Annotated in this window: 11 protein-coding genes; 2 read left to right on the top strand and 9 right to left on the bottom strand. The window is 45.4% G+C overall.

Going from position 1 to position 12,850, the window contains the following annotated elements; genetic code table 11:
- Positions 1 to 176 precede the first annotated feature (176 nt).
- Complete coding sequence (pgi, locus tag L3V36_RS19945; protein ID WP_017095293.1) at positions 177 to 1,829, bottom strand: glucose-6-phosphate isomerase; 1,653 nt, start codon at positions 1,827 to 1,829, stop codon at positions 177 to 179.
- Between the two features lie 326 nt (positions 1,830 to 2,155).
- On the opposite strand from pgi, the gene L3V36_RS19940 reads away from it, so the two are divergent.
- Entirely contained in the window at positions 2,156 to 2,575 is a 420-nt protein-coding gene (locus L3V36_RS19940; RefSeq protein ID WP_076645754.1) for a secondary thiamine-phosphate synthase enzyme YjbQ, read from the top strand.
- Positions 2,576 to 2,692: 117 nt separating this feature from the next.
- Here L3V36_RS19940 and L3V36_RS19935 read toward each other — a convergent pair whose 3' ends face one another.
- Genes L3V36_RS19935 through L3V36_RS19925 form a run of 3 tightly spaced genes read right to left on the bottom strand, consistent with a single transcriptional unit; the run spans position 2,693 to position 6,405 of the window.
- Positions 2,693 to 3,898 (bottom strand): BamA/TamA family outer membrane protein, encoded by a 1,206-nt coding sequence (locus tag L3V36_RS19935; RefSeq protein ID WP_102463277.1) that lies wholly within the window; start codon positions 3,896 to 3,898, stop codon positions 2,693 to 2,695.
- Between the two features lie 23 nt (positions 3,899 to 3,921).
- Entirely contained in the window at positions 3,922 to 5,007 is a 1,086-nt protein-coding gene (alr, locus tag L3V36_RS19930) for an alanine racemase (RefSeq protein WP_208775704.1), read from the bottom strand.
- A gap of 6 nt (positions 5,008 to 5,013) precedes the next feature.
- Positions 5,014 to 6,405 carry a replicative DNA helicase gene (locus L3V36_RS19925; protein WP_004735852.1) on the bottom strand — a complete coding sequence of 464 codons (1,392 nt, stop codon included), beginning with the start codon at positions 6,403 to 6,405 and terminating at the stop codon, positions 5,014 to 5,016.
- Between the two features lie 176 nt (positions 6,406 to 6,581).
- Between L3V36_RS19925 and L3V36_RS19920 the strand changes: the two genes are divergently transcribed.
- Entirely contained in the window at positions 6,582 to 7,481 is a 900-nt protein-coding gene (locus tag L3V36_RS19920; RefSeq protein WP_029222163.1) for a DUF481 domain-containing protein, read from the top strand.
- 308 nt (positions 7,482 to 7,789) lie between these two features.
- Here L3V36_RS19920 and rplI read toward each other — a convergent pair whose 3' ends face one another.
- The 5 genes from rplI to rnr all read right to left on the bottom strand — a co-directional run bounded on the left by rplI (position 7,790) and on the right by rnr (position 12,741).
- Positions 7,790 to 8,242 (bottom strand): 50S ribosomal protein L9, encoded by a 453-nt coding sequence (gene rplI / locus L3V36_RS19915; protein ID WP_004735854.1) that lies wholly within the window; start codon positions 8,240 to 8,242, stop codon positions 7,790 to 7,792.
- A 38-nt stretch (positions 8,243 to 8,280) separates the two neighbouring features.
- Positions 8,281 to 8,508, bottom strand: coding sequence for a 30S ribosomal protein S18 (rpsR, locus tag L3V36_RS19910; protein WP_000090472.1), 228 nt, complete (start codon positions 8,506 to 8,508; stop codon positions 8,281 to 8,283).
- A 132-nt stretch (positions 8,509 to 8,640) separates the two neighbouring features.
- A complete protein-coding gene (gene rpsF / locus L3V36_RS19905) occupies positions 8,641 to 9,054 on the bottom strand; it encodes a 30S ribosomal protein S6 (protein ID WP_004735855.1) in 414 nt (137 codons plus the stop codon).
- Between the two features lie 292 nt (positions 9,055 to 9,346).
- Positions 9,347 to 10,087: a 23S rRNA (guanosine(2251)-2'-O)-methyltransferase RlmB gene (rlmB, locus tag L3V36_RS19900; protein WP_004735856.1), complete on the bottom strand. Its 741-nt coding sequence runs from the start codon at positions 10,085 to 10,087 to the stop codon at positions 9,347 to 9,349.
- A 155-nt stretch (positions 10,088 to 10,242) separates the two neighbouring features.
- A complete protein-coding gene (gene rnr, locus L3V36_RS19895) occupies positions 10,243 to 12,741 on the bottom strand; it encodes a ribonuclease R (RefSeq protein ID WP_065682096.1) in 2,499 nt (832 codons plus the stop codon).
- Positions 12,742 to 12,850 lie beyond the last annotated feature (109 nt).

Below are 12,850 nucleotides of genomic sequence, written 5' to 3'. Positions count from 1 at the left end.
TCTTCAATGGTCTCGTGTGCCATTGCTAATTCTTGTTCAAGCATAAAAAAATCCCCATCAACGTTGTTGATGGGGATTATCTGCTAACTGCAAGATCGTTCAAGTCTTCTTAAACGATCGGCATTAAACCGAAAGGTTGGCGTTTACAGTTATTACTTGGTGTTACTTAAACAGTCTTAAGCTTTCAGCGCTTTAAATGCGTTGATTAGACCGTTAGTTGAGCTGTCGTGAGAGGTTACTTGAGCATCGTCAGCAAGCTCTGGAAGAATTTGGTTTGCTAGTTGCTTACCAAGTTCTACACCCCATTGGTCGAAGCTGAAGATGTTCCAGATAACGCCTTGAACAAAGATCTTGTGCTCGTACATCGCGATTAGGTTACCTAAAGAGCGAGGGTTGATTTGCTTAACAAGAATAGAGTTCGTTGGACGGTTACCTTCAAACACTTTGAAAGGCGCAAGTTCAGCTGCTTCTTCAGCTGTTTTACCAGCCGCTAGGAATTCAGCTTCCACTGTCTCTCTTGTCTTACCGAATGCTAGTGCTTCAGTTTGAGCAAAGAAGTTAGACATTAGCTTCTGGTGATGATCAGATGCTGGGTTGTGGCTGATAGCAGGAGCAATAAAGTCTGATGGGATCAGCTTAGTGCCTTGGTGAATCAGTTGGTAGAAAGCGTGTTGGCCGTTAGTACCAGGTTCACCCCAGATGATAGGACCTGTTTGGTATTCTACTGGGTTGCCTTCACGGTCAACAAACTTACCGTTTGATTCCATGTTACCTTGCTGGAAGTAAGCAGCAAAACGGTGCATGTACTGATCGTAAGGTAGAATCGCTTCTGACTCAGCGCCATGGAAGTTGTTGTACCAAACACCAATAAGAGCAAGAATCACTGGAATGTTGCTTTCAAACTCAGTTGAAGCAAAGTGGTTATCCATCTCGTGTGCGCCGTCTAGTAGCTCAGCGAAGTTATCGAAGCCGATAGAAAGAGAGATAGAAAGGCCGATTGCAGACCATAGTGAGTAACGACCACCAACCCAGTCCCAAAATTCGAACATGTTGTCAGTATCAATACCAAACTCAGCAACTGATGTTGCGTTAGTTGATAGCGCTGCGAAGTGCTTAGCTACGTGTGCGTCATCACCCGCTTCAGCCAGGAACCAATCACGAGCAGAGTGTGCATTCGTCATTGTTTCTTGAGTCGTAAATGTCTTAGATGCTACTAGGAACAACGTTGTCTCTGGGTTAAGAGGCTTAAGTGTCTCAACAATGTGAGTGCCATCTACGTTAGAAACAAAGTGCATGTTCAGGCGAGTTTTGTATGGCGTAAGTGCTTCAGTCACCATGTATGGACCAAGGTCCGAACCGCCGATACCGATGTTAACTACATCTGTGATCTCTTTACCTGTGTAACCTTTCCACTCACCAGAAACGATGCGGTGCGTGAACAGTTCCATTTTTGCTAGTACTGCGTTCACTGCTGGCATTACGTCTTTGCCATCAACCATTACTGGGTTGTCGCTACGGTTACGTAGAGCAGTGTGAAGTACTGAACGACCTTCAGTCTTGTTGATTGCATCACCGCCGAACATTGCTTCGATTGCAGACTTAACTTCAGTCTCGTTCGCAAGAGCAAATAGGTGCTGCATCGTTTCAGCATCGATAAGGTTCTTAGAGTAATCCACTAAGATGTCAGAACCGAAACGAGTAGAAAAGCTCTCGAAACGCTTTGCATCTTGAGCAAACAGCTCTTTCATATCCATATCTTGAGCAGACTCAAAATGTGCAGTTAGAGCTTTCCACGCTTGTGTTTGCGTTGGGTTGATATTTTTCAACATGGTATCTATCCCGATGTTACTGTAGGTTTTATTCTAAACGTCACCTGGGTGATGAATAGAACCCCCGATTAGGCGAAAGTTTATATTTTTCTGTGATGACCAAACCGCGTCACCACTGAAAGATTCTTTGTAATTTTTTTTCACGACGTATTATGCCGCATATGAAGAGCTGTACCTTGAGATAAATCAGGATTCGATTTCCTGATACAAGAATCGGTACAGACTCTAGCTCTAACATAATTAAATGTGAGCGATACCTGATAAATTCAAGTTCAAAAGATAGCGTTAAACCACTTTTTTTCCAAATACATTATAAAGGATGGCGTATGTGGATTCAGAAGACTATACACCTAAATGCACGAAAGCGTGGATTTCATCTCATTACTGATGAAATTGAACAACAGATACACGATATCAATTCTCTATCTGTTGGTTTATTACATCTTTTTATCCAACATACCTCTGCCAGCCTCACGCTAAACGAGAACGCTGATCCTACCGTCCGTACCGATATGGAATCACACTTTAATAAGTTTGTACCTGAGCGAGCACCCTACTACAGACACACCTATGAAGGCGATGATGACATGCCAGCCCACATTAAAGCATCGACACTTGGCACCAGTGTGACAATACCTATCACTAATGGTCGTTTAGCTTTGGGAACATGGCAGGGCATTTACTTAGGAGAGCACCGAGATTGTGGTGGAAGCCGTACGGTTATTGCGACCATTCAAGGTGAATAACCTTAAGTAACCAGCTATAAAACATCATTAAAAACATAATGATAGAAAACAAAAAAGGGTGACACAGTTATGTGCCACCCTTTTAAAATATGAGATATTCGAGTTAGTAAAACCAGATTAGAAAGGCTGGTTTATCATGACCCTAAAGGTCCCTTCATCACCACCTCGAGCTAACTCAGCACGAACAACAATACCCTCTACTTGGAAACGAACCGCGCCGCCTAGACTCCATTTCATATCCGAGTGCAGTGTTTTTATATCGTACTCATCCGCAACGCGCCCGACTTCGGCAAACGCCACCCATTGCCACCAAGGCAAATCGTAGTAGTTAATCAGTGGGATATCACCCAAAGGTTGCCAGTCAGGAATCACTCGGTACTCAGCAGAGTAATGAACCGCAGCACGTCCGTGGTAGCGACCTCCGGTATAGCCTCGTAAGCGATATAAACCACCCAATCGAGCTTGTTCCGTTTCCGGTGGACGAGCACAATCTTGCCCAGAACAGTTATCCCAGGTTGGTGTATCAGCGGTATAGAAATCGAGTGCCACGACTTGTTGGTCGAACAGGTCCCCTAAAGGGCCTAATGCGAAGTACTGACTGTTTTGGAACGTCCACTTCAACCATAAATCATCGTTAGACCAGCTTTCTGCGCCGGTCGTGAATTCAAGGTTAGTATGAGAGCCCGTGGTTGGGTTACGTGTGCTATCACGGTTATCCCAATCCAATGCCAGACTAAAGCCTGTCGCCTCTTCAGTATTATTTAAACCTTCTAGCTCACGAGCCGTGTAAAAAGGCGTGAAGATAATCGAACTGACACCCGACTCGACGGGCGAAGCAAAGCTCACATCTTTGATTGGCTGAAAAGCCCCTAACAAGCCATGTTCTGCAACATTGCCCCAAGGTAGCAAATACTTGAATTCAAACTGATAGTTTTGCTCTAAGCCATCGGCAATGGTTTTATCATCAATAGATGAATCGTTATCGCCTTGAGAGCCAATGTAATAAGGATTGTCGTTGAAGCGTGCTTGGTACATCTGAGTACTGAATAAAACATTCTCAGACAAAGCGTAGTTAAAGGCAGATAGAAAACCGACATAACTGTCTTTGTCTGAATAGAGTGCCATACCAAACAGAGCGGCTTGAGGTTGCCAAACACCCTTTGCGACACCCGCAACCCCAAAGGTATTGCCCAAAGTTTCAGTACTAAAATAGAAAGGGACAAAGGCTGAATCTTTTTCTTCGCTCAAGACAGAAGAAGAAAAACTGACACCGAGCAATGCCATAGCTGACGTTAGCCAGTGTCGAGTAGTTCGCTTGAACATCATTTAGTTTACAAAATCCATAGCTACTTCACATACTCCATCGCAACACGCGAAGTCAGCTTAGTGACTAGCTCGTACGCGATAGTGCCGATATGTTCTGCGACTTCTTCTGAAGGTAAATCTTTACCCCATAATGTCGCTTCATGACCGACTTTATCTGCAGCATCAGGGCCAAGGTCAACCGTTAGCATGTCCATTGACACACGTCCTGCGATCGGTACTTTTCGTCCATTAACGAACACTGGAGTGCCGTTAGGAGCCATGCGTGGATAACCATCACCGTAACCAATCGCGATCACGCCAACCTTGGTATCACGTTCACTGGTCCAGTTAGCGCCATAACCTACGCTTTCACCCGCTTTAACATCACGAACCGCAATCAGATGTGAGGTCAGAGTCATCACAGGCTTAAAGCCAAGTTCTTGTGCCGATTTATCAGCAAAAGGCGAAACACCGTAAGAGATGATTCCCGGACGAACCCAATCAAGGTGGCTGTTAGGCCAAGCCAATAGACCCGCAGAGGCAGCAAGTGAACGCTCACCTTCACAACCGTCAGTGAGAGATAAGAAAAGCTCAGTCTGTTCAACGGTGGTCGCTCTATCAAGTTCATCAGCACAACCGAAGTGGCTCATGTAACGTAGAGGTTTGGCAACATTCGCACATTGATGCAAACGCTCAACAAAGTTTTGGTATTGCTCAGGACGAACACCTAATCGGTGCATGCCACTGTCGACTTTAAGCCATACCACAACAGGGGTTTCCAAATCTGCATTCTCTAGCGCGCTTAATTGCTCTTCACAATGCACCACGGTTTGAATGTTATTGGTCACCAGGATGGGTAAATCACCCGAAGAGTAAAAACCTTCCAGCAACAAAATGGGTTTAACAATACCACCAGCTCGCAGTTGTAAGGCTTCTTCAATACGCGCCACACCAAAAGCATCTGAGTTCTTAGAGTGCTTGGCGATATGCAGTAAGCCGTGCCCGTAGCCATTCGCTTTCACAACCGACATAACTTTACACTGTGGAGCCTTCGACTTTATTTGGTTCAAGTTATGTTCGAGCGCGTTTAAGTCAATGCTTGCCGTCGCTGCTTTCATGTAAGTCATTAGCGATTACTCATCATCAAATGCAGGGCCTGCATAGTTATCAAATCGGGAGTGTTGACCTTGGAATGTCAAACGAACGGAACCGATAGGACCGTTACGTTGCTTACCAAGGATGATCTCTGCGATGCCTTTCAGTGAACTATCAGGGTTATAAACCTCATCACGATAGATAAACATGATCAAATCGGCATCCTGCTCGATAGAACCTGATTCACGCAAATCCGAGTTAACTGGGCGCTTATCAGCACGTTGCTCTAGGGAACGGTTAAGCTGAGAAAGTGCCACAACCGGAACGTTCAGTTCTTTCGCCAACGCTTTCAATGAGCGAGAAATCTCGGCAATTTCAAGAGTACGGTTATCTGATAATGAAGGAACACGCATTAATTGAAGGTAATCTATCATGATCATAGAGATACCATCGTGTTCACGAGCAATACGTCGAGCACGAGAACGCACTTCGGTTGGCGTTAGACCCGAGCTATCATCGATATACATATTCTTCTTATCCATCAGAATACCCATACTCGACGAAATACGAGCCCAATCTTCATCGTCTAATTGACCGGTACGAATCTTGGTTTGGTCGACACGAGAAAGTGACGCAAGCATACGCATCATCAGCTGTTCGGCTGGCATCTCAAGAGAGAAGATTAACACCGGCTTATCTTGCTTCATCGCCGCGTTTTCACACAAGTTCATCGCAAAGGTGGTTTTACCCATCGATGGACGCGCAGCAACAATGATTAAGTCAGAACCCTGTAGGCCTGCTGTCTTCTTGTTGAGGTCGTTAAAGCCAGTATCGACACCAGTAACACCATCTTGTGGCGATTTATATAAGATTTCGATACGTTCTAGCGTCTTCTCGAGAATGCTATCAACGTTTTGTGGACCTTCGTTTTCACTTGCTCGGCCTTCTGCAATCGCGAAGACTTTACTTTCAGCAAGATCAACCAGCTCTTCCGATGTACGACCTTGAGGGTCATAACCAGAATCGGCGATCTCATTCGCCACACCGATCAAGCTACGAACCAGTGCTCGCTGTGCCACGATATCTGCATACGCATTAATGTTAGCGGCACTTGGGGTGTTTTTGGCTAAGTCAGCAAGGTAAGCAAAGCCACCTACGTCTTCTAGCTGCTCACGAAGCTCTAAATGTTCAGAGAGTGTAATCAGGTCCAGAGGAGAACTTTCTTCAAGGATATCCTTTACCGCTTCAAAGATCAGACGGTGAGGACGGCTATAAAAGTCTTTGGCCACAACCTTTTCCGCAACTGTATCCCAGCGTTCGTTATCCAATAACAAACCGCCAATAACAGATTGCTCAGCTTCTAATGAATGTGGTGGGACTTTGATGGCGTCCACCTGATCGTTGGCTGATTTCTGACTTTTGGTATCCACTATGACTACACTCAATAACTAATAATGATCGTTCATTATACCCAAGAACACTCATTTGTAATCCGTTCCTAAGCGTTTGTTTTATTCTTCAGGAAGAATTTACCTATTGCTGACGGAATTAACCAAGGGTAGGATTACGATCCTGCCATTCACTCACTGTATAACTAGAGGTATGCGTGTCCAAATTATTGGCTCTGAGCACTGGTCTTCTAAGCTCTGGTCTTCTAAGCACCAGCCTTCTGAGCTCTCCGTTGGCCTTAGCTGATGATGATGCTAAAGCCTCTGTCGATGCAATCCTCGACTCTATAGTAGTTTCAGAACCTACTGTTGAGCCGATCGTCGTTGCACCGACACCTGAAAAAGATATGGATATCGCACCAAGTGATACGAGTGACACCGAACTGCCGAACCCACTCAAGACGGAAGTCGAATTTGGGTATCAGTCGCATACTGGTAATTCTGATTCACGATCGCTAAATGCCCGCCTAAATGGTGAGTATACGGCTGGCCGTCACAGAACCAGTGGCGAATGGAAATACTACAACCTCTACAAAGACGGTGAAGAAGATAAAAGACAATCGACTTACTCGGCTCAGAGTGACTACAAGTTAAGCCCTAAAACCTACCTTTACGGCAGCTTCAAAGGTGTCGATTCACGATACAGTGCTTACTTTAAAGACTACACAATCTCTAGTGGTTTGGGTTATCAGTTCTCGAACACTGAAGAGTTTGTGCTGGAAGTCGAAGTCGGACCGGGTTTTCGTTACCAAGAACCGAATCTCGATGAATTGGACGACGATGACATCATCTTCCCAGAGATTGTTGAAGAGGCGATTTTCCGTGGCAATGTGAATACATCATGGCAGGTGTTGAAGAATTTGCAGCTCAAGGCTGATGTGACGTTAGTATCTGGCCACAGTAACCTGAAATTTGATACTGAATTAGAAGCGATCAACGATATTACTGACAATATCGCACTGAAGATTGCTCACTCTCGTCAATACCACGATAAAGTGCCTCACGGATTAAGCAAAGAAGACTCTGTGCTGTCGATTAACCTGCTCTTTCAGTTCTAATCTCAAGAGCAACTCTAGTTTCAAGAGCAGTTCTAATCTCAAGAGCAGCTCTAGTTTCAAGAGTAGTTCTAGTCTCAAGAACTATTCTAATCTCAAGAGCAGTTCTAGTCTCAAGAGCAATTCTAATCTTAAGGCCACTTCTAACCTTGAGAACAGCCTGTTCAGCAATAACAGCTTTTGGATCACTGTAAGCTTTTTACTTACCATAACCCCTTCGCTATGTTTTCCTATATTTCAGACATAAAAAAACACCAGCCGAAGCTGGTGTTTAAAACTTTCAAAAGAAAGAATTCGTCTTGGTACTGAAATTACTCAGCTGCAACGATAGCGATTTTCGCAGTAGCAAAAACTTCAGAGTGAAGTTGGATGCTTACTTCGAATTCGCCGATGTTACGTAGAGCGCCTTCAGGTAGGCGTACTTCGCTCTTAACTACTGCAACACCAGCTGCTGTAATAGCATCTGCGATGTCACGAGTACCGATAGAACCGAATAGTTTGCCTTCGTCACCAGCTTTAGAAGCGATTGTAACGCCTTCTAGAGTGTTAACTGTCTCTGCGCGAGCTTCTGCAGCAGCTAGTTGCTCAGCAACTTTAGCTTCTAGTTCAGCACGGCGAGTTTCGAACATAGCAACGTTGTCTTTAGTTGCCATAACTACTTTACCCTGTGGGATAAGGAAGTTACGAGCGTAACCAGATTTAACGTTTACTTGGTCGCCAAGGCCACCTAGGTTACCGATTTTATCAAGTAGAATAACTTGCATTATCTTAGTCCTCTTAAACTATTGTTAACTATTACCGATTACTGATGCTTGTCAGTGTACGGTAGTAGAGCTAGGTAACGAGAACGCTTGATAGCGCGAGCTAGCTGACGTTGGTATTTAGCACTTGTACCAGTGATACGGCTAGGTACAATTTTACCAGCTTCAGTGATGTAGTTTTTTAGAGTTGCTACGTCTTTGTAGTCAATCTCTTGTACGCCTTCTGCAGTAAAACGGCAGAATTTACGACGACGGAAGAAACGAGCCATGGGCTATCTCCTGATCTAAATTTAATAATGCGGTATTAACACAGGCTTATAAATAAGCGTAAGCAAATGCTTGTAGTGAAAATACCTAAACGAGTTGAATAAAATTTAATGACCTAAAAGGCCAAAAAAGAATTACTCAGCAGCAGCTTCTGGCTTAGCTTCTTCTTCACGACGTGGTGCACGTTCTTCACGGTCATCACGACGAGGAGCACGCTCTGCACGCTCTTCTTTTTGCTTAAGCATGATAGATTGCTCAGTCACAGCGCCTTTAGTGCGCATGATCATGTTACGTAGAACTGCATCGTTAAAACGGAAAGCAGTTTCTAGCTCGTCCATCACTTCTTGGCCAGCTTCAACGTTCATAAGAACGTAGTGAGCTTTGTGAAGTTTGTTGATTGGGTAAGCCATTTGACGGCGGCCCCAGTCTTCTAGACGGTGGATAGTACCGCCAGCTTCAGTGATTGAACCAGTGTAACGCTCGATCATGCCAGCAACTTGCTCGCTTTGATCAGGGTGAACCATGAATACGATTTCATAATGACGCATTTGGTTGCTCCTTACGGATTATTAGCTTCCACGAAAGGCTCGGTCGTCCAAGGGAAGCAAGGAACTAAAGAAAAATGACCGAGTTTTAAGGACGGCAAATATTATAGAAAGAACCCGGTATTGGCAAGCGGTATTTGGCTAATAATGAAACAGTTTTTCTTTCGCCATCTAGCCATCTGTGATTCTGTCAATTTGTCACTCTACGCCCTAAAAAGAAACGCCCACCAGCAAGTGGTGAGCGTTAATAAATTCATAGACTTAGAGTCGTTTTGCCTTTTGACTCAGCTTAACGCTATTGAGCTAGGCGCTGACGTACCGCTTCGAACAGACAGATGCCTGATGCTACCGAAACGTTTAGGCTCGACACGCTGCCTGACATTGGGATCTTAATCAGGTCATCACAGGTTTCACGCGTTAGACGACGCATACCGTCACCTTCTGCACCCATAACTACCGCAAGAGGACCCGTTAGCTTCGCTTGATAGATATCATGCGTTGCTTCACCTGCGGTACCCACGAACCATACACCCTGCTCTTGCAGTGCACGCATTGTACGAGCTAGGTTGGTTACGCGTACTAGAGGAACGGTTTCAGCGGCGCCACAAGCAACCTTGCTTACGGTTGCCGTTAGCGGTGAAGAGCGATCTTTAGGTACGATAACAGCCGCCACACCCGCAGCATCCGCGTTACGTAGACAAGCACCTAGGTTATGAGGGTCAGTTACGCCATCTAGAACCAACAACAGAGGCTGTTCGTGCTGCGCTAGGATATCGTCTAGGTGAGTTTCATTAAGCTGCTTAGCAGGCTTCACCTTAGCAATAAGACCTTGGTGATTTGCACCCTGTGCTTTTTCATCAAGCGGCTTACGGCCCATTTGTTGAATCGACACACCAAATTGCTGCAGTTGATTCAGTAATGGAAGAAGACGATCGTCTTGACGACCTTTAAGCACGTACGCTTCAATAAAGCGCGCTGGATCTTTTTCTAGTACGGCTTTCACCGCGTGAATACCGTAAATAAATTCGTTACTCATTGTCTCTGGTTACTCTTATTGCTCAGAGATGAAGGCATCAAACCCGATGCACCCACCCCTGTGTTGTTTATTTCGAGAGTATGCGTCTTGCGCCTGATACTCTCGCATTTAAATTCGTTAGACGTTAAGCCTTGCTGTCATTGTAAAACGATAGCTTAAGACTTATCAGCCTTTGGCTTACGACTTGCGGTACGCTTTTTCTTAGCTCGCGCCTTCGCAGCACCGGTTTTATTCGCTGACTTCTTCTTAGCTGAACTTTCAGAGCTACCGTCTGGTCGCTTAGTAGGTTCAACTAAAGGCGTCGCAGGTGCGCCCGGCTTATTACTCTTCACCGCTGAACGCTTTTTGCTTTTCGCCTTTTTCATCGCTTCAGCTGCACGCTTCTTGGCCGTTTTACCTTTACCACGAGGCTGACGATCTGTGTCTTCTAAATCAAAGTCGATTTGGCGAGTTTCTAGATTAACCGCAGAAACCTTCACTTTAACCGAATCACCCAAGCGGTAGATGTTACCTGAGCTTTCACCGACTAAACGCTGACCAACAGCATCAAATTGGTAGTAATCATTCGCTAGCGCTGAGATATGTACCAAGCCATCGATGTGCAGTTCAGTAAGACGAACAAAGAAACCGAAGCCAGTCACGTTAGCAATTACGCCATCCATCACTTCGCCGACATGGTCTTGCATGTACTCACACTTCAGCCAGTCGTTCACTTCACGCGTAGCATCATCAGCACGACGCTCAGTCATTGAACACTGCTCGCCGTAGAAGTCCATATCATCGAAAGTGTAGTGGTAACCACCGGTTGGCGTCCAACGCTCACTCTGACGGCCTTCTTCTTTCGCAATAAGGTACTTAATCGCGCGGTGCAATAGCAAATCTGGGTAACGACGAATTGGCGAGGTAAAGTGAGCATAGCGTTTAAGAGCTAAACCAAAGTGACCTGCGTTGTCCGCGTTGTATACCGCTTGCTTCATCGAGCGCAGTAGCATGGTTTGGATTAACTCACGATCTTCACGCTCATTAATCTGTTGCATCAGTTGTGCATAGTCTACTGGTGATGGCGACAGGCCACCTTCCAGCGTTAAACCTAGCTCACTAAGGAAACTCTTAAAGCCAGTTAAGCGCTCTTCTCCCGGAGTATCGTGAACACGGTACAGTGCAGGTTCTTTCGCTTTTTCTACGTAAGACGCCGATGCGATGTTCGCAAGAATCATACACTCTTCAATGATCTTGTGTGCATCGTTACGGATGACGGGTTCAATACGGTCAATCTTACGATCCGCATTGAAGATAAACTTAGTTTCTACCGTTTCAAACTCAATCGCACCACGTTCATCACGCGTTTTCTTAAGTACCTTGTACATCTTATGAAGCTCTTCAAGATGTGGTACTTCAGGCTCGTAACGCTCACGAAGTTCTTCATTGCCATCTAAGATAGCGCCAACTTTGTTGTAAGTCAGACGGGCATGAGAGTTCATTACCGCTTCGTAGTGCTTGTAACCCGACAGTTTACCTTTGTCTGAGATAGTCATCTCACACACCATACATAAACGGTCGACTTGAGGGTTCAATGAACATAGGCCATTAGAAAGGACTTCTGGCAGCATTGGCACAACTTGTGACGGGAAGTATACCGAGTTACCACGGTTAATCGCTTCTTTGTCTAGCGCGGTATCTGGGCGAACGTAGTAACTTACGTCAGCAATCGCTACCCACAGGCGCCAGCCTCCGCCTTTCTTCGCTTCACAGTAAACCGCATCATCGAAGTCACGCGCATCTTCACCATCAATGGTAACCAATGGCAGTTTGCGTAGATCAACACGTCCTTCTTTTGCTTCTTCGGGAACATGCTCACCGAGGTTTACGATTTGCTTATCTACCGCTTCAGGCCACTCTTGTGGGATCTGGTGAGTACGGATCGCGATCTGCGTTTCCATACCCGGAGCCATGTTTTCACCAAGAACTTCGGTCACTTTACCCATCATGTTACGAGAACGTCCACCACGATCCGTAATTTCAATCACAACCACATTACCCATTCGAGCACCGCCTTTATGCTCGGTAGGGATCTGGATGTCGTGACTAATACGAGAATCATCAGCAACCACGTAAGAATGGCCATATTCTAGGAAGAAGCGACCAACAAGTGGCGTTTTGCGCTCTTCAAGAACACGAACCAAACGACCTTCACGACGACCACGTTTACTGTTGTCAGTAGGCTGAGCCAGTACGTAATCACCGTGCATGATGGTTTTCATCTGGTGATGCGGCAACACGATATCATTGTCTTTACCCACACTGCCGTCTGGGCGAACCCAACCATGACCGTCTTTATGACCAATCACATAGCCTTTAATCAATTCCATCTTCTCAGGCAATGCGTAGCACTGACGACGGGTAAAGATAAGCTGTCCATCACGTTCCATTGCACGTAAACGACGACGCAGCCCTTCATATTGTTCCTCTCCAGCCAAACCCAAAGCTTCGAATAGATCGTTACGGTTCATTGGGATATTCGCGTCTGTTAGAAACGAAATAATGAACTCTCGGCTTGGTACTGGGTTTTCGTAATTTTTCGACTCTCGGTCGGCAAAAGGATCAACAGTGGTTGTCGCTGTCGTGTTTTCTGACATTGGTGTGTTTTTTGACATAGGCGGGCCTGCTTAAGCAAGGAATGTATATACCCCTAGTATATCTGATGCTAGGGGTAAGCTACAGATATGCTTTGGAAAAGCCTAAAATAACCTAAGATTGATACAT

The sequence above is a fragment of the Vibrio sp. G-C-1 genome (assembly GCF_021728015.1).
Classification (GTDB): Bacteria; Pseudomonadota; Gammaproteobacteria; order Enterobacterales; family Vibrionaceae; genus Vibrio; species Vibrio splendidus.
The sequence above is the reverse complement of the archived record's forward strand: the minus strand, read 5'-3'. Positions and strand labels throughout refer to the sequence as shown.